This window comes from Microbispora bryophytorum (assembly GCF_006874465.1).
GTDB lineage: Bacteria > Actinomycetota > Actinomycetes > Streptosporangiales > Streptosporangiaceae > Microbispora > Microbispora bryophytorum.
On record NZ_VIRL01000014.1, the window covers coordinates 58,668 to 80,895 of the forward strand.

22 protein-coding genes are annotated in these 22,228 nt (G+C 70.0%); 15 read left to right on the top strand and 7 right to left on the bottom strand.

The window, feature by feature from the left end; all coding sequences use genetic code 11:
• Nucleotides 1-53: 53 nt before the first annotated feature.
• On the bottom strand, nucleotides 54-2,309 hold the full coding sequence (locus tag FLX07_RS23450) for a DUF6049 family protein (protein ID WP_142573391.1): 2,256 nt from the start codon (nucleotides 2,307-2,309) through the stop codon (nucleotides 54-56).
• Between the two features lie 46 nt (nucleotides 2,310-2,355).
• Nucleotides 2,356-2,892, bottom strand: a complete 537-nt coding sequence (locus FLX07_RS23455) for an aminoacyl-tRNA deacylase (protein ID WP_142573393.1) — start codon at nucleotides 2,890-2,892, stop codon at nucleotides 2,356-2,358.
• A 140-nt stretch (nucleotides 2,893-3,032) separates the two neighbouring features.
• On the opposite strand from FLX07_RS23455, the gene FLX07_RS23460 reads away from it, so the two are divergent.
• Nucleotides 3,033-4,469 (top strand): CCA tRNA nucleotidyltransferase, encoded by a 1,437-nt coding sequence (locus FLX07_RS23460; protein WP_142573394.1) that lies wholly within the window; start codon nucleotides 3,033-3,035, stop codon nucleotides 4,467-4,469.
• A complete protein-coding gene (locus tag FLX07_RS23465) occupies nucleotides 4,470-5,735 on the top strand; it encodes an adenosylmethionine--8-amino-7-oxononanoate transaminase (RefSeq protein ID WP_142573396.1) in 1,266 nt (421 codons plus the stop codon). It abuts the gene before it with no gap.
• A gap of 43 nt (nucleotides 5,736-5,778) precedes the next feature.
• Here FLX07_RS23465 and FLX07_RS23470 read toward each other — a convergent pair whose 3' ends face one another.
• Nucleotides 5,779-7,077, bottom strand: coding sequence for an MFS transporter (locus FLX07_RS23470; RefSeq protein WP_142573398.1), 1,299 nt, complete (start codon nucleotides 7,075-7,077; stop codon nucleotides 5,779-5,781).
• A gap of 102 nt (nucleotides 7,078-7,179) precedes the next feature.
• On the opposite strand from FLX07_RS23470, the gene idi reads away from it, so the two are divergent.
• Entirely contained in the window at nucleotides 7,180-7,779 is a 600-nt protein-coding gene (idi, locus tag FLX07_RS23475) for an isopentenyl-diphosphate Delta-isomerase (protein ID WP_142573400.1), read from the top strand.
• A 114-nt stretch (nucleotides 7,780-7,893) separates the two neighbouring features.
• Here the strand turns inward: idi and FLX07_RS23480 are convergent, their stop codons facing one another.
• Nucleotides 7,894-8,973 (bottom strand): inositol-3-phosphate synthase, encoded by a 1,080-nt coding sequence (locus FLX07_RS23480; protein WP_142573403.1) that lies wholly within the window; start codon nucleotides 8,971-8,973, stop codon nucleotides 7,894-7,896.
• 13 nt (nucleotides 8,974-8,986) lie between these two features.
• Nucleotides 8,987-9,625 carry a PadR family transcriptional regulator gene (locus FLX07_RS23485; protein ID WP_142573405.1) on the bottom strand — a complete coding sequence of 213 codons (639 nt, stop codon included), beginning with the start codon at nucleotides 9,623-9,625 and terminating at the stop codon, nucleotides 8,987-8,989.
• A 125-nt stretch (nucleotides 9,626-9,750) separates the two neighbouring features.
• On the opposite strand from FLX07_RS23485, the gene FLX07_RS23490 reads away from it, so the two are divergent.
• The 4 genes from FLX07_RS23490 (at nucleotide 9,751) to FLX07_RS23505 (ending at nucleotide 16,037) form a co-directional block, all read left to right on the top strand.
• A complete protein-coding gene (locus FLX07_RS23490) occupies nucleotides 9,751-10,134 on the top strand; it encodes a DUF5318 family protein (protein ID WP_142573406.1) in 384 nt (127 codons plus the stop codon).
• A gap of 82 nt (nucleotides 10,135-10,216) precedes the next feature.
• Nucleotides 10,217-13,207, top strand: a complete 2,991-nt coding sequence (locus FLX07_RS23495; protein ID WP_142573408.1) for a transglycosylase domain-containing protein — start codon at nucleotides 10,217-10,219, stop codon at nucleotides 13,205-13,207.
• Nucleotides 13,208-13,310: 103 nt separating this feature from the next.
• On the top strand, nucleotides 13,311-14,687 hold the full coding sequence (locus FLX07_RS23500) for a glycosyltransferase family 87 protein (protein WP_142573410.1): 1,377 nt from the start codon (nucleotides 13,311-13,313) through the stop codon (nucleotides 14,685-14,687).
• Between the two features lie 114 nt (nucleotides 14,688-14,801).
• Complete coding sequence (locus FLX07_RS23505) at nucleotides 14,802-16,037, top strand: glycosyltransferase 87 family protein (RefSeq protein WP_142573412.1); 1,236 nt, start codon at nucleotides 14,802-14,804, stop codon at nucleotides 16,035-16,037.
• 43 nt (nucleotides 16,038-16,080) lie between these two features.
• Here the strand turns inward: FLX07_RS23505 and FLX07_RS23510 are convergent, their stop codons facing one another.
• Nucleotides 16,081-16,872 carry a deoxyribonuclease IV gene (locus tag FLX07_RS23510; protein WP_142573414.1) on the bottom strand — a complete coding sequence of 264 codons (792 nt, stop codon included), beginning with the start codon at nucleotides 16,870-16,872 and terminating at the stop codon, nucleotides 16,081-16,083.
• Nucleotides 16,873-17,052: 180 nt separating this feature from the next.
• Between FLX07_RS23510 and FLX07_RS36600 the strand changes: the two genes are divergently transcribed.
• The gene (locus FLX07_RS36600) at nucleotides 17,053-17,229 is read left to right on the top strand and encodes a hypothetical protein (protein ID WP_167530482.1); all 177 of its coding nucleotides are present in this window, start codon (nucleotides 17,053-17,055) and stop codon (nucleotides 17,227-17,229) included.
• Between the two features lie 41 nt (nucleotides 17,230-17,270).
• Here FLX07_RS36600 and FLX07_RS23515 read toward each other — a convergent pair whose 3' ends face one another.
• Nucleotides 17,271-17,603 carry a hypothetical protein gene (locus FLX07_RS23515; protein ID WP_142573416.1) on the bottom strand — a complete coding sequence of 111 codons (333 nt, stop codon included), beginning with the start codon at nucleotides 17,601-17,603 and terminating at the stop codon, nucleotides 17,271-17,273.
• A 184-nt stretch (nucleotides 17,604-17,787) separates the two neighbouring features.
• Between FLX07_RS23515 and rpsF the strand changes: the two genes are divergently transcribed.
• From rpsF to FLX07_RS23550, 7 genes are all read left to right on the top strand, one after another.
• Entirely contained in the window at nucleotides 17,788-18,078 is a 291-nt protein-coding gene (gene rpsF, locus FLX07_RS23520; protein ID WP_142573418.1) for a 30S ribosomal protein S6, read from the top strand.
• A 101-nt stretch (nucleotides 18,079-18,179) separates the two neighbouring features.
• Entirely contained in the window at nucleotides 18,180-18,737 is a 558-nt protein-coding gene (locus tag FLX07_RS23525) for a single-stranded DNA-binding protein (protein WP_142573420.1), read from the top strand.
• An 86-nt stretch (nucleotides 18,738-18,823) separates the two neighbouring features.
• Nucleotides 18,824-19,060 (top strand): 30S ribosomal protein S18, encoded by a 237-nt coding sequence (rpsR, locus tag FLX07_RS23530; protein ID WP_030508621.1) that lies wholly within the window; start codon nucleotides 18,824-18,826, stop codon nucleotides 19,058-19,060.
• 18 nt (nucleotides 19,061-19,078) lie between these two features.
• Entirely contained in the window at nucleotides 19,079-19,525 is a 447-nt protein-coding gene (rplI, locus tag FLX07_RS23535; RefSeq protein ID WP_142573422.1) for a 50S ribosomal protein L9, read from the top strand.
• Between the two features lie 179 nt (nucleotides 19,526-19,704).
• A complete protein-coding gene (locus tag FLX07_RS23540; protein ID WP_142573424.1) occupies nucleotides 19,705-20,583 on the top strand; it encodes an ABC transporter substrate-binding protein in 879 nt (292 codons plus the stop codon).
• The gene (locus FLX07_RS23545) at nucleotides 20,580-21,488 is read left to right on the top strand and encodes an amino acid ABC transporter permease (protein ID WP_229689481.1); all 909 of its coding nucleotides are present in this window, start codon (nucleotides 20,580-20,582) and stop codon (nucleotides 21,486-21,488) included. Before FLX07_RS23540 ends, FLX07_RS23545 begins: the two co-directional genes overlap by 4 nt.
• Nucleotides 21,485-22,228, top strand: a complete 744-nt coding sequence (locus FLX07_RS23550) for an amino acid ABC transporter ATP-binding protein (protein ID WP_142573426.1) — start codon at nucleotides 21,485-21,487, stop codon at nucleotides 22,226-22,228. The genes FLX07_RS23545 and FLX07_RS23550 overlap by 4 nt, the downstream gene beginning before the upstream one ends.

Here is a 22,228-nt window from a genome sequence, read left to right on the forward strand (position 1 = left end):
CCTTCCTCCAGTGGTCCCGGACGTGAGGATGGTCCAGAGTACGGCGACCCAGACTACGGCGACCCAGACGAAGGCGACTGGGTGCGCTCGGCCGGAACGGCTCCCTGCCGGTCGCCGTTCGGGCCCTCCTCGTCGTCCGGCCCGAACGGGAACGCCTTGCGCGACCTGCGGCGCAGGATGCGCATCACCACGGCGGCCAGCATGATGACCACGGCCGCCCCCACGATGACGAGGGCGATCCCGGTGTAGCCCGTCGCGCGCACCACGACGCGCACCGCGCTGCCGTACTTCTCGTCCCCGTCGGTCAGCAGCTGCACCGAGATGCTGGCGTCGCCGCCCTCGTTGCGTACGATCACCGGCACGTTCACGAGCTGGCTGCGCCCCGCGAGGATCGTGGTGGTGGGGGTCAGGTAGACCCCTCCGGGACGGCCGATCGCGAGCCGTGACTTGCTGGCCGAGGTGACCCGGACCTTGATCTGGATGTCCTTGTCCAGGTTGTTGGCCACGCTGACCGGGACCTGGCCGTTGCTTCCCGCGACCGCGCGCGGGGTGTCGAGCACGGACACGTCGTCGATGCGCGCGTCGATCGCCTTCTGCACCTGCCCGGCGAAGGACAGCGCCCGCTTGCCGTCGCCCCGCCAGGAGGCGGAGGCGAGCCGGAGTATGGCCGTGTGGAAGACGTCCGTGTGCTCCTCGGTGACGGTGGCGACGGCGTCGGCCTTGCGCTCCAGCTTGCGTACGGTCGCGAGGTAGGAGCGGCTCAGTTCGGCCTGGCGGTCGTGCTCGGAGTACGTCAGGTCGGCGCGCGGCACTCCGGCCCTGCCGGGCTTGACCGAGTCGAGCGAGGTCATGCGCAGCCAGGGGGCGCCGGCGGCGGCCTGCAGGAGGCCGGAGACGAACGCCGGGTCGGGCGTCCACAGGTGTGACTGGGGGACCGCGATCACCGTGCGCGAGGCCGTCTTCGCCGTCGTGCCCTGCCCCGTCTGCCCGTTCTGGACCCTCTGTCCGGACTGACCGTTCTGCTGGGCCGGCTGCTCGAAGGCGATCATCGCGGTCTCGGCGAGGAACCGCTGCCGCGCGAGCATAGCGGCGCCGGGGCCGGACACGTTCCCGCCGAGGACCGCGCTGAGCGTGGGGTCGGCCAGCAGCGCGGTGAGCGGGTTGTCCGCGATGGTGTCGAGCCTGGCCGCCGCGTCGGGAGTGGTCTGCGCGGGCGGGGGGACGACCTGTCCGTTCTGCGTGGCGTCCTGATTCGCGGCCCGCGGCGGCAGCGCGTCTCCCGACAGCAGCACGGACGTCACACCCGACATCGCCAGTTCGTCCACCGCGTCGCGGTCGATCTTTCCGCCGGCCGGCCACGCGGTGGTGCCGTGGATCTCCCGGCCGAGCAGTTCGGTCGCGAGCGCCGCTCCGCGCTGGATGGACGCCGCGGCCTGCTTGTCGAGGCCGTGGTGGACCAGCGCGGCCATGTCCGGGTCGGCGTACGGCGTGGCGACGACGGTCTTGTCCGTCAGCGCGCTGCGCAGGCCGTTCAGCCACTGGCCCGCGGCCGGGTCGGCGTTCTTGCGCGTGCCGCGCACGCTCCTGGGGCCGGAGGACAGGACGCGGACGTCGTCGAGCAGGGCGGGGTCCACGAACCAGGTCACCCCGTCGCCGGTGTCCTGCGCCGTCTGGAGCAGCGACGCCAGGCGACCGGAGGTGAGCGAGGCGGACAGGTCGTCGTCCATGAACGTCGCGTCGTCGGCGCGGTGGGGCCGGTCCACGATCGGCAGGGCGACGGCCAGCTTGACCTTGGGGATCTGCTCGCCCTTGGGGGCGTACGTCAGGAAGGTCCGCTCGATCCCGAGCCGCTGCCCGGTGGCGGCGTCGGTCACCTCGATCTCGAAGGGATAGACCCCGGGCCGGGGCATGCCCAGCTCCGCGGGGGTCACGGTGAACCGGAAGGGAAGCTTTCCCGACTGGTCGAGCAGCGTGGCCTGGACCCTGGTGCTCCAGTTGGTGGTGGCGTACCCCTGCTCCGACAGGTAGGCCGCCATCTCGGCGCGGGAGGTGAACGGCCTGTCCCGGGAATAGCGGACGGCGACTCGGACGAACGACCCCGCCGTGCCGGTGACGGCCCCCGCAACCGTTACAGGGGCGGCGGCATCGCGCACGACCTCCGGCGTGATCTCGCTGACGAAGAGCGGGTCGGCCGGAGCCGCGGCCGCGACACGACCCGGAGGAGGCGCTGCGACAGCCGTACCGGCCATGCCGGCGGGGACGGCGAGCAGGGCGGTCAGCAATGTCAGCAGCGCGGCCTTACGGATCATGTGCCGGCCGGCGGTGAGGTACGGCGCACGTCCAGAATGCTATTGGCTATGCGGTCCGCATAGGACTCACGAGGCTCGCCGGACCTCTCCTGTGGGCGGTGGTCAGGTCGACGGGCTTGGCCGCCACCAGGTCGAACAGGTGGATGGCACGCACTCGCAACGCGGTGCGGCGTTCGCCGGTAGCGGTGTGGACGACCTCGTCGGGATCGATGCGCCCCAGCAGGCGCTGGTCCACCAGGACCGTCAGATCGTCGGGCAGCAGCAGCGGGCAGACCAGGCCGTGCGCGTAGTCGGTCGCGGCGTTCACCGTGTAGGCGGACGCGGGGGTTACCCTGTGGGCGCGCAGGGCGGCGCCCACCGCCGCCGGCCCGGGACAGGAGTTCACGGCGCTCACGACGGCCACCTCATGCGTCCGCCCGCGCGCCGACACCTCGAACAGCGACACGCACAGGCATCTCTCTGGAGTGACCCCCAGCACCTGGGGAAGCTCGTCCGAGCATGTCAACGGGCGCGGAAGACGTACGATCTCATGGTGGATCTGGTGGGCGAGGAGCCAGCGGTGAATCGCGAGAGCGTCTTTCATCTCGTGTGCTCCTTGCGTCGTCCAGCGCCCCCGAACCGTCCGTAGCCTGGTGATCGCCAGGTGTGTCTCCCCTGAGTGACACCTGATCACCTGGGCCATCGGGGGAGTCTCTGTTCCGTGACCGAAGGACCTACCCAGCCTTGTCCGTTTCAAATCTGAGCGACAGCCAGCAGCGCGCCGTGAACGAACTGTTCCGCCGGATCGCCCCGGTCGCCGACGAGCTCGGGGAGCTGTTCTCGGCCCGGGGGCACGAGCTGGCCCTGGTCGGCGGTTCCGTCCGCGACGTTCTCCTCGGCCGTGCGAGCAAGGACCTCGACCTGACCACGGACGCCCGCCCCGAACGGGTGCTGGAGATGGTCAAGGACTGGGCGGACGCCGTCTGGACGATCGGGATCGACTTCGGCACGGTCGGCGTGCGCAAGGGCGGCTGGCTGCTGGAGATCACCACCTATCGCAGCGAGTCCTACGACCCCGCCTCGCGCAAGCCCGAGGTGATGTACGGCGACTCGCTCGACGGCGACCTCGCCCGGCGCGACTTCGCGGTCAACGCGATGGCCGTCCGCCTGCCCGGCCACGAGTTCGTCGACCCGTACGGCGGGCTGCAGGACCTCGCCGCCAAGACGCTGCGGACGCCGGGCCGGCCCGAGCAGTCGTTCGACGACGACCCGCTGCGGATGCTGCGGGCGGCCAGGTTCGCGGGCCAGCTCGGGTTCACCGTGGCCCGTGAGGTCGTCGAGGCCATGACCGCGATGTCCGGCCGCATCGAGATCGTCTCGGCCGAGCGCATCCGCGACGAGCTCGACAAGCTGATCCTCGGCGCGCACCCGAGGGCCGGGCTGGCGCTGCTGGTGGGGACCGGGCTCGCCGCCCACGTCCTGCCCGAGCTGCCCAAGCTGCGGCTGGAGATCGACGAGCACCACCGCCACAAGGACGTCTACGAGCACACGCTGATCGTGCTGGAGCAGGCCATCGGGCTGGAGACGGCCGGCCCCGACCGGGTGCTGCGGTGGGCGGCCCTGCTGCACGACATCGGCAAGCCGAAGACGCGGCGCAACGAGCCCGGCGGCCGGGTGTCGTTCCACCACCACGAGGTCGTCGGCGCGCAGATGGCCAAGAAGCGGCTCACCGAGCTCAAGTTCCCCAAGGACGTGGTGTCCGACGTGTCCACGCTCGTGGAGTTGCACCTGCGCTTCCACGGCTACGGGACGGGGGAGTGGACCGACAGCGCCGTGCGCCGCTACGTCCGCGACGGGGGACATCTCCTCGAACGCCTCCACAAGCTGACCAGGGCCGACTGCACCACCCGCAACAAGCGCAAGGCGCAGGCCCTGTCGCGCACCTACGACCAGCTGGAGGAGCGCATCGCCCGGCTGGCCGAGGAGGAGGAGCTCGCCAAGATCCGGCCCGAGCTGGACGGCAACGAGATCCAGGAGATCCTCGGCGTGCCGCCGGGACCGGTCGTCGGCAGCGCATACAAGCACATGCTGGAGATCCGCATGGACCAGGGCATGATCGGCAAGGACGCCGCACGGCAGGCCCTGATCGCCTGGGCGCGCGACAACGGGATCGTCTCGTAGGTGGACGCCGGGGAGGTCCTCCGGCTCGACCGGGAGCACGTCTGGCATCCGTACACGGCCGTGCCGTCGGGGGTGCCCGTGCACGTCGTCCGGCGGGCCGGGGGCGTGCGGATCACGCTCGGCGACGGCCGTGAGCTGATCGACGGCATGGCCTCCTGGTGGGCGGCCATTCACGGGCACAACCACCCGCGGCTCAACCGGGCCGCGCGCGACCAGATCGACGACATGGCGCACGTCATGTTCGGCGGCCTGACCCACGAGCCCGCCGTACGGCTCGCGCACCGGCTGGCCGGGATGACCGGGCTCGACCGCGTCTTCCTCGCCGACTCGGGCTCGGTCGCGGTCGAGGTCGCGATCAAGATGGCGGTCCAGTACAGCGGGCGCTCGACCCTGCTGACCGTGCGGGGCGGCTACCACGGCGACACGTTCGCCGCGATGTCGGTCTGCGACCCGGTCAACGGCATGCACCACCTGTTCGGCGGGATGCTCCCGCGGCACGTCTTCGCGCCGGTGCCGCCGCACGACTACGGCCGCCGCCCGGTCGGGAGCCAGGAGGCCGGTCCCGACGAGGCGTATCTGGCGGAGCTCACCGCGGCCGTCGAGGCCCACGCGGACCGGCTCGCCGCGATCATCGTGGAGCCCGTCGTGCAGGGCGCCGGCGGCATGCGGTTCTCCCACCCGGCCTACCTGCGGCGGCTGCGCGACCTGGCCGACGAGCACGGCATCCTGCTGATCGCCGACGAGATCGCCACCGGTTTCGGCCGTACGGGGGAGATGTTCGGCTGCGACCACGCCGGGATCAGGCCGGACATCATGTGCGTGGGCAAGGCGCTCACCGGCGGTTACCTGACGCTGGCCGCCACGCTGTGCACCGCGCGGGTGGCCGACCGCATCGGTGTGCTGATGCACGGCCCGACCTACATGGGCAACCCGCTCGCCTGCGCCGTGGCCGGAGCCTCGCTCGACCTGCTCGCCGAGCGGCCCTGGAGGGAGGAGGTCGCGCGCATCGAGGCCGCGCTGCTCGACGGCCTCGCCCCGGCGGCGGGCGCCCCCGGCGTACGGGACGTGCGGGTGCTGGGTGCGATCGGAGTGATCGAGACCGACCAGCCCGTCGATGTCGCGAAAATTCAGGACATCGTGATGGGGCACGGCGTGTGGCTGCGTCCCTTCGGCCACCTGATCTACACGATGCCGCCGTACGCCTGCACGCCCGAGGACGTGGCCCGCATCAGCGCCGCCATGGTCGCCGCCACGGCGGCGCTCTGACCGAGCCGGCAGAGGTCAGCCTGCTGAGCCCAGCCTGCGGAGCTCAGTCGGCGGCGGGGACCGGCGGCCTGCGTACGGCGGTGGGCAGGATCATCCGGTAGACCACCGCGCCGAGCAGGTAGCCGACGCCGATCACGGCGAGCGCGAGATAGGACTTGCCGTCGGCCGGCAGCAGCGCCGCCGCCAGCACCGCGCCGAGGACCGTCATGCCGTTGAACAACATGTCGTACACGGAGAAGGCGCGGCCGAGATAGGCGTCCTCGATGTCGCGCTGCACGACGGTGTCCGCGCAGATCTTCACGCTCTGTCCAGCGACGCCGATCACCAGCCCGGCGGCGAAGATCGCCCCCTCCCGGAAGGTCGCGCACAGCGCGAACTCCAGGACTCCGCAGGTCACGAGCATTATCGGCACCCAGATCTCGATGCGGATCCGCTCGGTGGCCCACGGGGTGACCACCACCGCGGCGAAGCTCCCCGCGCCGACGGCGCCCAGCACGAGCGCGATGCCCTTGAGCGCGTCGTCGGCATCGGTGGTGAAGTGGTAGCGGTAGAGCATCACCACGGCCGCCGTCGAGATGCCGAACATCAGGCGGTGCGTCGCGACGCCGCTCAGGGCCGCCCCGGCCGAACGCCGGTGCTTGAGGTGCCGCGCGCCGTCCACCAGCCCGGCGAGCACGTGCCGTACGGCCTCGCGGGCCTGCGGCCGGTCCGGGTCGTACGCGGGGCCGAGCAGGGAGCGCTCCATCGTCCGCGCGATCAGCGCGCTCAGACCGAAGACGAGGCCGGAGCAGACCAGGAGCACGGCCACGCCCGTGTCCTCCCCTCCGGCGATCATGCGGAGCGCGACGCCGGCGCCCGCCCCGACGAACGTCACCACCGTGCCCGAGGTGGGGGTGACCGCGTTGGCCATCATCAGGTGGTCGGACGGCACGACGTGCGGCAGCGCCGCGCTGAGGGCCGACAGGAAGAAGCGGTTGACCGCGAGGACGCCGAGCGCCGCCGCGTAGAAGACGGCGTCCGAGGCCCCCGCCGCGACGAGGACGGCGGCCAGCACCAGCAGCACTCCCCGCACGACCGGCGCGATGACGAGGATCTGCCGCCTCGACCAGCGGTCGATGAACACCCCGACGAAGGGCCCGAGGACGCTGTAGGGCAGGAGCAGCACCGCGAGGCCCGCCGCGATGGCGGTCGCGCTGGCCTGCCGTTCCGGGCTGAAGAACGCGTAGCCGCCGACGGCGAGCTGGAAGATCCCGTCCGAGAACTGCGAGACGAGCCGAGTGGCGAAAAGCCGCCGGAAGTTTCGGCCTCGCAGGACCACCCGCAGATCGGAGACGTAGGACACGGCGACAGCCTACGCGGGACGATCACATCCGGGCATCCGGACCAACCCTGATAAAGCCCCCTACGTCTCCCCTGTTCCAAGGTGATCACGTACTCTCGCAGAGTGACTTCACAGGAACATGTCGTGCTGGTCGACGGCGAGGGCAACCCGATCGGCACCGCTCCCAAGTCCACCGTCCACGGCGCCGACACGCCGCTGCATCTGGCGTTCTCCAGCTACGTCTTCGACCACCGGGGACGCGTGCTGCTGTCGCGGCGGGCGGGCTCGAAGCTGACCTGGCCCGACGCGTGGACCAACAGCTGCTGCGGGCACCCGCTGCCGGGCGAGCCGCTGTCGTCGGCGGTGATCCGCCGCCTCGGGTTCGAGCTGGGCCTGGACGTCGAGTCCGTCGACCTGGTCCTGCCGGGCTTCTCCTACCGGGCCGTGATGGACAACGGCACGGTGGAGAACGAGCTGTGCCCGGTCTACCGGGCCGTGGTGACCGAGGAGGCCGCGCCCAACGCCGAGGAGGTGGGCGAGGTCCGGTGGGAGCCCTGGACGCTCTTCGCCGCCGGGGTGATGAGCGGGGAGCTGGACATCTCACCCTGGGCCCGGAAGCAGGTGCCCCAGCTCGTCGCGCTCGGGCCGGACCCGCTGGCCTGGCCGGTGGCCGACGTCGCCGCCCTGCCGCCGGCCGCGCGCCCGCTCACCTCGAACCACTGACACGCTGACACGCTGACACGCGCTGACATCCCGTGACTCCGGCACCCGGAGACACGGGACCGCCCCGGTCCGATCGAGCGGAGCCGGGGCGGGACACGCGGTGGGCGACGGACGTCAGCGCTCGATCTCGCGGCGGATGAACTTCTCGACGGCCTCGCGGGCGTGGTCGTCGGAGTACTGCTCCGGCGGCGACTTCATGAAGTAGGACGAGGGCGACAGCAGCGGGCCGCCGATGCCCCGGTCAAGGGCGATCTTGGCCGCGCGGACCGCGTCGATGATGATGCCGGCCGAGTTGGGCGAGTCCCAGACCTCGAGCTTGTACTCCAGGTTGAGCGGGGTGTCGCCGAACGACTTGCCCTCGAGGCGGACGTAGGCCCACTTGCGGTCGTCCAGCCACGGCACGTGGTCGGACGGGCCGATGTGGACGTCGGCCTTGGCCATCTCGTGCGGGATCTGCGACGTGACCGACTGGGTCTTGGAGATCTTCTTGGACTGGAGGCGGGTGCGCTCCAGCATGTTCATGAAGTCCATGTTGCCGCCGAAGTTGAGCTGGTAGGTGCGCAGCAGCTCTACCCCGCGGTCCTCGAACAGCTTGGCCAGCACCCGGTGCGTGATCGTGGCGCCGACCTGCGACTTGATGTCGTCGCCCACGATCGGGACGCCGGCCTCGGTGAACTTCGCGGCCCACTCGGGGTCGGAGGCGATGAAGACCGGCAGCGCGTTGACGAAGGCCACCTTGGCGTCGATCGCGCACTGCGCGTAGAAGCGGTCGGCCTCCTCCGAGCCCACCGGGAGGTAGGACACCAGGACGTCGACCTGGGCGTCCTTCAACGCCTGGACGACGTCGACCGGCTGCTCGTCCGACTCCTCGATGATCTCGCGGTAGAACGTGCCCAGCCCGTCGAAGGTCGGGCCACGCTGCACGGTGACGCCGAGCGGCGGCACGTCGCAGATCTTGATCGTGTTGTTCTCGGAGGCGACGATGGCCTCCGACAGGTCGCGGCCGACCTTCTTGGCGTCCACGTCGAAGGCCGCGACGAACTCCACGTCACCGACGTGGTAGTCGCCGAACCGCACGTGCATGAGGCCCGGCACACGGGTGCCCGGATCCGCGTCCTTGTAGTAGTGGACGCCCTGCACCAGCGATGAGGCGCAGTTGCCCACACCGACGATGGCTACGCGCACCGAACCCATAGCACTCGCTCCTTTACCTATCTGCCTCGGGCGTGTCCGCCCTCCGGGTCTGTTCCTGTACGGCTTGCGCGGGATCCGGGGGGTGATCCCCCTCGCCGGGAGCCGAACGGCTCCGCCGTTCCGAGTCGATCAGCTCGTTCAGCCAGCGGACCTCGCGCTCGACCGACTCCAGCCCGTGGCGCTGGAGCTCAAGTGTGTAGCTGTCCAGTCGCTCTCTCGTACGGGCGAGAGCCTCACGGACGCGGTCGAGGCGTTCTTCCAGGCGGCTGCGACGGCCCTCCAGGATCCGGAGCCGCACCTCCGCCTCCGTGTGACGGAAGAAGGCGAAGTGGATGCCGAAGCTTTCGTCCTCCCATGAGGACGGGCCCGACTGGCTGAGCAGCTCCTGCAACCGCTCCTTGCCCTCCGCCGTGATCTTGTAGACGATCTTCGACCTGCGGCCGAGGACCGTGTCCTCAGGGGGTTCCTCTTCGGCGATGAGGCCATCGTTGAGCAGACCCCTGAGGCAGGGATACAGCGAGCCGTAGGAGAACGCACGGAACATGCCGAGCAGCGTGTTGAGCCGTTTGCGCAGCTCGTATCCGTGCAAGGGCGTTTCGTGCAGCGATCCCAGGACGGCGAGCTCCAGCACACCTCCACGAGAGCCCGTCACTGGAACCACCTCCTGTGTCCGGCCGATGTATCGACTCGATACATCCGCAGGATACGTCGGGGTGTCATATATGGCAACGGGTCAACGGTTCGGCAAGATTTGGCAAAGGGTCGTAATCTGGCCGTATGTGGTCACAGCGGTCGGTCGTGGACTACGGCCTCGCTAAGCGGGCGGCCGTACAGTCCGTCCGCGCCGGCCGCATGCGGGCGCGGGACGTGTGTGACGCCCACCCATATCTGCTCCGCGCGGCCCGGTTCCACGGAGAGCCGACGAGTCGCACGTGCCCCATATGCGAACGAAGGAACGTGACCAACGTCACATACGTATATGGGGACGAACTAGGACGAGTAGCCGGCCAGGCAAAAGGGATGGCCGAGCTCACCACGATGGCCCGGGAATACCGCGAATTCCGGGTCTACGTGGTGGAGGTCTGCCAAGGTTGTTCCTGGAACCACCTGGCGGTGTCGTTCGTCCTCGGAACAGCCGATCCCCCGGGCCCTTCTCTGTAGGGCGACCTCCACCTCCAGGAGGGCGGCCAGCCGGCCTGTCGGCCGACGTCGATCAATTCCCCGAACCATCTGACGAGGACGCGTGACTTACAGCAGCTACGGACCGGAGCCGACCGGCCGTCCCGAGGACGCCTCGGGCTCCGGTGGATCAGCCCGCCCTGGGCGCCGCCGTCGCTCGACCAGGGAATCCGACGAGTACGGCGAGTACGGCGAGCCCGCCCCGCCGCGACAGCCCGGCAGGGGACCGGCCCCCCAGCCGCCCCGGGCCGCCCGGCAGGGAGACCCCGAGCGGCGCCGCAGGGAGTCGGCCGCCTTCGAGGACACGGCGGCCATGAACGCGGTGCCTCCGAGACCGGAACAGGGCTCGCCGCAGGGACCGGCACGCGGACCGGCACAGGGACCTCAGCAGGGATCCCGGGGGCCGGTGGGCGGCGGACGCCCGCCGGCGGGCCGCGACCCGCGCCACCCCGGCGGCCCAGCCGGTCCTGGCGCTCCCGGTGGACCCGGCGCTCCCGGGGCTCCCGGTGGTCCTGGCCGGCCCGGCGTTCCCGGCGTTCCCGGCGGGGAGCAGCGCACCCAGGCGATGGGCATGCCGACGGGCGGCTTCCGCCGCGACGGCCGCGGGGACGCGGACGGGCAGAGCACCGAGGCGATCCAGACCGGCGGCCGTCGCCGCAGGCCTCCGTCCCGAGGCGGCCGTGGTCCCGGCGGCCCGGGGGGACCGGGTGGACCGGGTGGTCCGGAAGGCCCCGGCGGGCGCGGCCCCCGGGATCCACGCGATTTCGACGACTTCGACGAGGACGACGAGAAGCCGCGCCGTACGGGCTGGAAGCGCTTCCTGCCGAGCTGGAAGATCCTCGTGGCGGCCTTCACCGTGCTGGCCGCCGGCACCTTCGGCATGATCGCGGTGGCCTACGCCAACACCCCGCTGCCGGAGGCGACGCAGGCGGAGGCCGTGGCGCAGGGCAGCGCCATCTACTACAACGACGGCAAGACGCTGATCGCCAAGGTGGGCACCCCGCGCGTCATCCTGACCGACATCAAGAAGGTGCCGACGCACGTTCAGGACGCCGTGATCGCCATCGAGAACAACACCTTCCGCACGGACAGTGGCATCTCGGTCCCCGGCATGATCAGGTCGGTCTACATGACGGCCACCGGCCAGCAGCTCCAGGGCGCCTCGACCATCACCCAGCAGATGGCCCGCAATTACTACGACGGCCTGAGCCAGGAAGTGTCGATCAAGCGCAAGATCAAGGAGATATTCGTCGCGGTCAAGCTCGACAAGGAAATGCCCAAGGACCAGATCCTGCTGCAGTATCTCAACACGGTGCCCTTCGGCCGTGCCTACGGCATCGAGGCCGCCGCGCAGGCGTACTTCAAGAAGCACGTCGAACAGCTCACCCCGGAGCAGGGCGCCTACCTCGCCGCGCGCATCCAGACGCCCGCCCTGGACGCCGACTCCCCGCGGTTGCAGAGCCGGTTCAAGGACGTCATCAACGCCATGGCACGGCTCGACCCGGCCAAGTACGGCAAGCTGCCGAGCACGGCCAAGTTCCCCAAGACCGTCCCGGCGAACACCAGGGACGAGTACGGCGGCCTCAGGGGTTACATGGTCGTCCAGGTGCTGGAGGAGCTGAAGACCCGGATGAATCTGCCGCCCGACCAGGTCAGGAGCGGCGGCTACAAGATCATTTCGACCTTCGACAAGAAGCTCATGCAGGCCGCCAAGAAGGCGGTGACCGCCACCACCTCCACCATGTCGAAGGAGTTCCACGCCGGTCTGGCCGCCGTGGATCCCAAGACGGGGCGCGTGCTCGCGTTCTACGGTGGCAACGACTACGTCAAGGATCCCTGGAACGAGCCGTTCGACTCGAAGAAGCAGGCCGCCTCGGCGTTCAAGCCGTACGTGCTGGCCGCCTGGCTGGACGCCGGCTACAGCCTGAACAGCTACCTGCCCGGCAACCAGACCGTGCCCAAGGAATTGCCGGGTCAGGCGAAGGGCGGAATCACCAACGACCACTCGGTGCCCGCCGCCATCAACGCCATCTACGCGACCTCGCACTCGATCAACACGGCCTTCGCCTCGATGGCGTACAAGCTGGACGAGGCGAACGGAACGATCGGGCAGCTCAGCGCGGTGAAGCAGATCGCGGAGGAGGCCGGGCTCGGCAAGCAGCGTATGGAGGACGACGTGAAGGAGCACAAGTACCAGTTCTCCATCGGCAGCGCCCTGGTCACCCCCGTCGAGCAGGCCGCCGGCTATTCGATCTTCGCCAACGAGGGCAAGCACGTCGACTACCACGTCGTCAAGGAGGTCCGGAAGGACAAGGCGGTCGTCATCGCCGAGCGGCGGGAGATCAAGCAGGTAATCACGCCGGAGGCGGCCGCCGACGCCGTGGCGGCCATGGAAGAGGTCCTCAAGTCGGGTACGGCGGCGGGCAAGGGCATCGGCCGCCCGGCCGCAGGCAAGACCGGCACGAACAACGACGAGAAGGAAGCCTGGTTCGTCGGCTTCACCCCGCAGTTGTCGGTCGCGGTCGGCATGTACCGCGAGCAGTGTGCGACCAAGAGCGGCAAGGTCGTGGAGCCTATCTACTCCAACTGCCCGGACACCCCTGGCGGGAAGAAGAGCACCAAGTACGGCCCGAACAACCGCTACAGCATGCCGCATGAGGTGTCACTGGGCTTTGAGGGCGCCGGCCCGCCGACCACGATCTGGCGGACGTTCATGACGGAGGCGCTCGCGGGCAAGCCGGTCGAGCAGTTCCCGCAGAAGGTGGGGCTGGGCACCCCGGAGAACATCGTGCCGAGCCCGACGCCGAGCCCGTCGCCGACGCCGGAGGACGGCGGGTTCCCCACCGACTTCCCGACGGACTTCCCCGACGACGGCAACTGCTTCGACGGCGGACCGGGATGTGACAGCGGTGACGGCCTCGGCGACGACCAGGGCGGGGGCGGCCAGGACGGCGGTCCCGGGGGCGACGATGTCCCGTTGAACATCAACCAGGCCCCGGCCGCCATGCCGCCCGGGTCAGGAAACGGCAGAAACGGCAGGGGCGGCGGCGCCTGATCCACGATCCGATGTCCTGAAGGGGCCCGCGGCGACTCCCGCCGCGGGCCCTTTCGGTGCGCGGAGTCGCCAAGCCGAGGCGTTGAATGGTGCAATACCGAGCATGACGACCCGGACCACGAACGACTCCGCCCCGCTGCCCGGGGTCGCCGCGCGGGCGGTGCCGTACCTGCCTCTCGGGCTTCTCGCGGGGCTCGGCGCCGTTCTCGCCTACCTGTGGAAATATCCGTGCCGGTTCGGCGGAGCCTGGAACGGCGGTGTCGGGCAGTTCACGAACTTCTGCTACACCGACATCTATCCGCTGTTCTGGGCCGAGAAGCTCAACGAGGGCAAGGTCCCCTACGTCGACTACCCGGTCGAATACCCGGTGGGCATCGGCGGGATCATGGAGTTCGCCCGCAGGCTCGCGGGCGGCGACGGGGTCGTGTTCTACGACGTCACCGTGATCCTCATGGGGATCGCGCTGGTCGCGGGCGTGCTGCTCACGGCCGCGCTCGCCGGACCGGCCCGCCGCTGGGACGCCCTCTGGTACGCCGTCGGCCCGGCCGTCATCCTCTGCGCGTACATCAACTGGGACCTGGCCGCCGGCGCTCTCGCGCTCGGCGGTCTGCTGGCGTGGGCCCGCCACCGGCCGTGGCTCGCGGGCGTGCTGCTGGCGCTGGCCGTCGCCACCAAGTTCTACCCGCTGATGTTCTTCGGCGCGTTGTTCCTGCTCACGGTGCGTACGGCGAAGTGGGTGCCGTTCGTCAAGACCGTCGCCGGGGCCGCCGCCGCGTGGCTGCTGGTGAACGTGCCGATCATGCTGGTCAACTTCGAGGGCTGGGAGAAGTTCTACGCGTTCAGCAGCGAGCGCGGCGCCGACTGGGGCGGGCTGTGGTTCTTCTTCCAGAAGACCCAGTGGTTCGGCATGGAAAGGCCCGGTTTCCTGGCCTTTCTCGGTGACGCCGAGAAGTTGAACACCATGGCCATGGCCGCGCTGGCGGTGCTGCTGCTGGGCGTCGCCGTGCTGGCGCTCGCCGCGCCGCGCCGGCCACGCCTGATGCAGTTGTGTTTCCTGGCCCTGGCCGCCTTCATGATCACCAATAAGGTCTGGTCGCCGCAGTACGTCCTGTGGCTGGTGCCGTTCGCGGTGCTGGCCAGGCCGAAGTGGGGCGCGCTGGCCGCCTGGCAGGTCGCGGAGTGCTGGTACTTCTTCTCGATCTGGCTCTACCTGGTCAGCCAGTATCCCGACCACGCCGGGGAGGGCATCGGCGACGACCCCTACTTCCTGTCGGTCTGGGCCCGGGCGCTGACCATCGTCGTCCTCATGGCCCTCGTCGTCCGCGACATCCTGCGTCCCGAGCACGACGTCGTACGCCAGGGGGAGGCCGACGACCCGTCGGGCGGGGTGTTCGACCACGCCGAGGACCGTCTCGTGCTGCGCCGTTCGCTCCTCGCGCGGGGCGAACGGGACGCCCGGCAGCAGCCGGAGACGGCGTGAGACCGTGAAACTTACATCGGATTTCGCGCCCGTCACGGCGCGGTCAGGAGCCGTCCGAGCGGAGGCATCGCGTAGCGTCGCGTGAGAGTGTGCGCGACGAACGGGGGAGACGCGATGCGCCGGAGGCCACCATGGCTCCTGCTGCTGGTGTGGGCCGCGACCAGGGGAATGCTCCTCCTCGTCGCGACCCAGACCATCCCCACCGGGCACGGCGAGGCCTTCAGGAACGACGTCACCCTCTACCGCCACTGGTCCGAGATACTGATGGAGGGCGAGTTCCCGGCGGCTGACGAGAAGTGGCAGTATCCGCCGTTCGCGGCGCTGCCGCTGCTCGCCCCCCGCCTGCTGCCGCTGGGCTACCACGTCGCCTTCTTCCTGCTGGCGGCGCTGTGCGACCTCGTGATCCTGCTCCTACTGTGGCGGTTTTCGACCTCCCGCCGCGGCGGCGGCCGTACGGGTCCGTGGGCGTGGACCGTGGGCGCGGCCCTGCTCGGCCCGGTGCTCGTCTCCCGGTACGACCTCATGGTCACGCTCGTGGCGGTGCTCGCGCTGACGGCGTCGGCCAACCCTGCGGTGCGCGGGCCGCTGATCGGCCTCGGGCTTCTCGTGAAGGTGTGGCCGGTCGCGCTGCTCGCCGGCCTGCGGCGGTGGCGCGAACTGCTGACCGCGTCGGGGCTCACGCTCGTCGTCGCGGTGGCGGGGTGCGGCGTGGCCGCCCTGACCGTGCCGCACGCGCTGGACTTCCTGACCGCGCAGGAGAAGCGGGGGCTGCAGATCGAGTCGCTGGCCGCCACACCGCTCGCGCTCGCGCGGGCCCTCGGCTGGTGGGACGGCTACACCACCTACCGGCACGGCGCGATGGAGGCCGTCGGCGGTGGCGTGGGCGTCGCGGCGATGCTGAGCCTGGCCGCCACGCCCGTGGCGCTGGCGCTGATCGGCCTGTGGTGGCTGCGCGCGGCCCCCAGCCCGCGGTCGTACTACGACGCCGCCCTCACCACCGTGCTCTTCCTGGTCGCCACCAGCCGGGTGCTGTCGCCGCAGTACCTCGTGTGGGTGATCGGGATCGCCGCCGTCATCCTGTCGGTGCGGCGCGACCGGCCGGGCCCGACGCAGCGGCCGGCCGCCCTGCTCGTCATGGTGGCCGCTCTGCTGACGGGGGTCATGTATCCCTGGATGGAGCTGGACTACAGCTGGACGGGCGCCCTGCCGGGGACGCTCGTGCTGGTCCTGCGCAACCTCGTCTTCCTCGCCGCGGCCGTCACGTCGTACGTGCAACTGTGGCGCGCCACGCGCAGGCCCGCGCGGGTGAGGGACGAGCAGGGGGTTCAGGCGGCCGTACCCGCTTCCTGAGGTTTTCAATCCGCAGAGTTATCCACAGGGTGTGGACGAGTGCCTACAGATGCTTGCGCAGGAACGCGATGTCGTCGGCCTGGCCCTCGAACGGCGTCTCGACCACGATCGGCGCTCCCGCCGCCCGGCAGACCTCCAGGATCGACTCGGGGTCGATCTGGCCGCTGCCGAGGTTGGCGTGGCGGTCGGCCCCGGAGTCGAACGCGTCCCGCGAGTCGTTGCAGTGCACGAGGTCGATGCGGCCCGTGATCGCCTTCACCCGCTCCACGAGCCCGGCGAGCTCCTCGCCGCCCGCGTGGAAGTGGCAGGTGTCCAGGCAGAAGCCGACGACCGAGGGGTCCGGCGCCCCCGCCGTCGCCGCGTCCCACAGCCGGGCGATGCGCTCCAGCTTGCGCGCCATCGCGTTGCCGCCGCCGGCCGTGTTCTCGATCAGCACGGGGATCGGGCACTCGGTGCGCTCGAAGACCTTGCGCCAGTTGTCGAATCCGGTCTGCGGGTCGTCGCCCGCGTTGACGTGCCCGCCGTGGACGATCAGGCCCTTGGCGCCGATGGCCGCCGCCGCCTTGAGGTGCGCGTCGAGCAGCTTACGGCTCGGGATGCGGATGCGGTTGTTGGCGGTGGCCACGTTGACGACGTACGGCGCGTGCACGTAGACGTCCACGTCCGAGGCGCGCAGGGCGTCGGCGGTGGCGGGAGTCACCGGGCCCTTCCAGCCCTGGGGGTCGCCGAGGAAGAACTGCACGACCTCGGCGTCGCGGGCCGCCGCGTGCGCCAGCGGGTCGTCCTGGTCGACGTGGGCTCCGATCCGCGGGCGGGAGCCGCTGTGGCTGTCCATGCCGTTCCTCCACCGTTGCTTGCGCGTCAAGGGGCTGCCGGATGCGGAGGGCGAACCCTATGCGCTCTCCAAGAGCGTTTCAAGGGGACACGCTGTTTCAAAGGTGCGAACCAGGGCAGTCGCGTGTCGCGCGCCCCCGAAACCCGCGCGCGATACTACTTCGTCGCCAAGGAGGCGAGCATGAGATATCGCTTAGGCAGCTTCATCCTTCTCATTTACATCCTCGTCGGCCTCTATGTGGCCTGGCTCCACCACTACATCACCCCCACTCTCCTCAAGCAGGTCGCCCAGGCTCTGATCGCGGTCTTCCTGTGGTTCCTCGTGCTGCTCGGCGTGGACCTGCACATCGGCGGCTGACCGGCCACGCCGCGACCGCCCGGGCTTCGGTCGCGTGCGCGTCAGTTGCGCAGGGTGAACCCGCGGGGGAAGAAGCCCCCGTGCGCGATGCCCAGCGCGGCGCCGACGAACGACCCCACGATCCCCACGATGATCAGTGCCCGCTGTCTGGTGGTCGACGAGACGAACTGGGCGTACAGGCCGCCCCAGAACCCGACCGCGCCCACCCATGACGCGATCATGTGGGCCGTCACGATGAAGCCCATGACGAACGCCACCAGGCCGCACACCAGCGTCGCGATCGTCATCGCGTTCTCCCGCGGGTGCGGCCTGCCGTCCGTGTTCAGCGTGAGATGAACGGGGTGCCTTCTCTTGCGGCCGATGGCGAGTCGCATCGCGCCTACCCCCTCTCCGACCTCCAGTTTCACTCTCCGGGCCGGGTATGGCCAAGTGGCTGGTAGCCTTGTTCGACTGCGTCTGATAAAGGCCGGGGGCCATGGCCGCCCGGACGAAGCGCAGGGTCCTCCTGTCACGGCAAGGCGTCGTGACCGCAAGAGTCCAGAGGAGGTTGGATCACACATGCGTCGCTACGAGATGATGGTCATTCTCGACCCGTCCCTCGACGAGCGCACCGTGCAGCCGTCGCTCGACCAGTTCCTCACCGTCGTCCGCAATGACGGCGGCACCGTGGAGAAGGTCGACGTTTGGGGCCGCCGCCGCCTGTCCTACGACATCGCCAAGAAGTCCGAGGGCATCTACGCCGTGGTCGACCTGACCGCCGAGCCCGCCACCGTGAAGGAGCTGGACCGCCAGCTCAACCTGAACGAGGGCATTCTCCGCACCAAGGTCCTCCGCCCCGAGCTCCACTGAGCTCCACTGGCAGACCCCGAAGCCCGGCGATTTGTCGGGCCCGGGCCGTACTCTGAGCCCTTGACAGCTCAGCTGACGGGATAGGAAGGCGAAAGCGACCGATGGCAGCAGGCGACACACAGATCACGATCGTCGGCAATCTTGTCGACGACCCGGAGCTGCGCTTCACCCCCACGGGGCAGGCCGTGGCCCGGTTCCGCATCGCGTCCACTCCGCGGTTCCTCGACAGGCAGACCAACGAGTGGAAAGACGGCGAGGGCCTGTTCCTCACCTGCAACGTCTGGCGGCAGGCGGCGGAGAACGTCGCCGAGAGCCTCCAGCGCGGCATGCGGGTGATCGTGCAGGGACGGCTGCGCCAACGGTCGTACGAGACCAAGGAAGGCGAGAAGCGCACGGTCTACGAGGTCGAGGTCGACGAGGTCGGCCCCTCGCTGCGCAACGCCACGGCGAAGGTCAACAAGACCTCCCGCCAGGGCGGTGGCGGCGGTGGTGGCGGCGGCTTCGGCGGCGGCCCGGCCAACGACCCGTGGGCGACCGCTGCGCCCGCCCCGCAGGGTGGCGGGGGCTACGGCTCCGGCGGTGGCGGCGGTTTCGCCGGCCCGCAGGGCGGTGGCGGCGGCGGCTTCGGCGGCGACTTCAGCGACGAACCGCCCTTCTAGGTCACCGGGGCCTTCCGGTCCCACCACCGTAAACACAACCGAGCGACCATTCCCGCGACATGCGGGGCTCTGAGAGGAGCACCACGATGGCGAAGCCGGCAATTCGCAAGCCTAAAAAGAAGGTTTGCCTTTTCTGCCACGACAAGATCTCCTACGTCGACTACAAGGACACGGGGCTGCTGCGGAAGTTCATCTCCGACCGCGGCAAGATCCGTGCCCGCCGGGTGACGGGCAACTGCACCCAGCACCAGCGCGACGTGGCGACCGCTATCAAGAACGCTCGTGAGATGGCCCTGCTGCCGTACACGAGCACCGCGCGCTGAGAAAGGAGACTCAGGACAATGAAGCTCATCCTCACCACTGAGGTCTCCGGCCTCGGCGCTCCCGGCGACATCGTCGAGGTCAAGGACGGCTACGGCCGCAACTACCTCATTCCGCGTGGGTTCGCCTTCCGCTGGACCCGCGGCGCCGAGTCGCAGATCGCCTCGCTGAAGAAGGCGCGTGCCGCCCGCGAGATTCGCGACCTGGGCTCCGCCAAGGAGGTCGCCGGCCGGCTCGGCGCCCTCAAGGTGCAGCTCAAGACCCGCGCGGGCGACACGGGCCGGCTGTTCGGCTCGGTCACGACCGGTGACATCGCCGACGCCGTCAAGGCCGCCGGCGGTCCGCAACTCGACCGCCGCCGCATCGAGATCGGCAACGCGATCAAGAGCGTCGGCACTCACAAGGTGAGCGTCCGGCTGCACCCGGAGGTCGCCGCCACCATCGATGTCGAGGTGGTCGCGGGCTGACACCCGCCGCAGTTCCGTCGAGGGCCCTTCTCCGTCCGTCGGGGAGGGGCCCTTCGCGGTTCTCGGGTCGCCCGGCGACGATGCGATTCCCCTCAGGTAAACGCGGGTTATACGGAACGCTAGTATCTTGCCGTCCGATTTGGCGGATTTCGTAGTAAGACCCTCTGATGGAGGCTGTGATGCGCCGTCCCTCACTCCTGCTGGCGTCCGGCGCCCTCGTGCTGGCGGCCGCCGCCTGCGCACCGGCGGACGACACCTCCAGCACCCCGAGCGCCGCGAGCCCGGCCGGCTCCGCTGCCGCGGACGCGTGCGCGAAGGAGAGCCTGAAGCTCACCACCCCCGGCAAGCTCACGATCGGCACCGACAAGCCGGCGTACGAGCCGTGGTTCAAGGACGACGACCCCTCCAGCGGGCAGGGGTTCGAGAGCGCGGTCGCCTACGCGGTGGCCGGGAAGATGGGCTTCACCAGGGACGAGGTCGCCTGGGCGGTCGTGCCGTTCGACTCGTCGTTCGCCCCCGGGCCCAAGAAGTTCGACTTCGACGTCAACCAGATCTCGATCACCCCCAGCCGGGCCAAGGCCGTCGACTTCAGCCAGGGCTACTACACGGTCAAGCAGGGCGTGGTGGCGCTGGACGGCACGAAGTTCGCCTCCGCCACGAGCCTCGCCGAGCTCAAGGACGCCAAGATCGGCGTGCAGGCCGGCACCACCGCCCTGGAGGCGGTGCGCGCGGTCATCCAGCCCACCAAGGACCCGAGCGTGTTCAACCAGCAGGTCGACGCGGTCAACGCGCTGAAGAACAAGCAGATCGACGCCATCGTCGTCGACCTGCCGACCGCCTTCTACGTCACCGCGGCCCAGGTGGAGGGCTCGAAGATCGTCGGCCAGTTCGCCGCGAACAGCGGCGAGCCCGAGGAGTTCGGCATGCTGTTCCAGAAGGGCAACTCGCTGGTGAGCTGCGTCGACAAGGCGCTCGGCGAGCTGAAGTCGTCCGGTGAGCTGGCGCAGATCGAGAGCCAGTGGCTGACCGCCGCCGCGGGCGCGCCGGAGCTGAAGTGACCGACGGGCAGTCCGCCGCCTCGCCCGTGCCGTCGGAAGTCGCGGAGCAGGTGGGGCCCGCGTGGGTGAAGAGTGAGCGGCAGCTCCGCCGGGAGGCGGAGCTGCGCGGCAGGGCGCGGCGATCCGTCTCCGTCGCGACCGCGTCCACGATCGTCGTGGCGGTCATCCTGGTCGTCGGGATCACCTCGTCGCCGGGGTGGCCGCGAGTGCGGGCGACCTTCCTCAGCCCCGAGGCGTTCGTCGCCGCGCTGCCCGACGTGCTGCGCGGCTTCCTGCTCAACATCGAGATGTTCCTCGTCGCCGAGGTGCTCATCCTGGTGCTGGGGCTGCTCGTCGCGCTGGTGCGCGGTCTGCGCGCGCCGGCGTTCTTCCCGCTGCGCGCCTTGGCCGTGGTCTACACCGACGTCTTCCGCGGCATCCCGACCATCCTGCTCATCTACCTGGTCGGCTTCGGCATCCCCGCGCTCCAGTTGCAGGGCGCGCCGAGCGACCCGGTCACGCTCGGCGTCATCGCGCTCGTGCTGTCCTACGGCGCGTACGTCGCGGAGGTGTTCCGGGCGGGGATCGAGTCGGTGCACCCGAGTCAGCGGGCGGCGGCGCGGTCGCTGGCGCTGACGCAGGGCCAGACCATGCGTCACGTGGTGCTGCCGCAGGCCGTCCGCCGGGTGATCCCGCCGCTGCTCAACGACTTCGTCTCGCTGCAGAAGGACACCGCGCTGGTCTCCGTGCTCGGCCCGCTTGAGGCGCTGCGGCAGGCGCAGATCCACAAGGACCTCGACTTCAACTTCACGCCCTACCTGGTGGCCGCGCTGCTGTTCATCCTGCTGACGGTGCCGATGGCGCGGTTCACCGACCATCTCGCCGTGCGTGCCGCCCGGCGTCGTACGGGAGGTGGCACGGCATGAGCCTGCTGAAGATCGAGGGCGTCTGGAAGCACTACCAGGGGCTGAGCGTGCTGCGCGGGATCGACCTGGAGGTCGCGCCGCACGAGGTGGTCTGCCTGATCGGCGCGTCCGGCTCGGGCAAGTCGACGCTGCTGCGCTGCGTCAACCTGCTGGAGACGATCGACGACGGCGCGATTCATCTGGACGGCGCCGAGATCACCGACGTGCGCGCCGGGGCCGACGACGTGCGCCGCCGCATCGGCATGGTGTTCCAGTCGTACAACCTGTTTCCGCACATGACCGTGCTCGACAACATCACGCTCGCCCCCCGCAAGGTGCACGGTGTGCGGCCGGAGGAGGCCGAGGCCAGAGCACGGGAGCTGCTCGACCGGTTCGGGCTGGCCGACAAGGCGGGGGAGTATCCCGATCGCCTGTCCGGCGGCCAGCAGCAGCGGGTGGCCGTCATCCGCGCGGTCGCGACCGACCCCCGCCTGCTGCTGCTCGACGAGGTCACCTCCGCGCTCGACCCCACGCTGGTCACCGAGGTGCTCGGCGTGATCCGCGAGCTCAAGGAGACCGGGATGACGATGATCCTGGCCACCCATGAGATGGGCTTCGCCCGCGACATCGCCGACACCGTGTGTTTCCTCGAAGGCGGCGTGCTGCTGGAGAGCGGTCCGCCCGAGCAGATCTTCAGCGCGCCGGAGCACCCCCGCACCCAGGCGTTCCTCCAGCGCGTGCTGGAGGCCCGGCGCATGTGA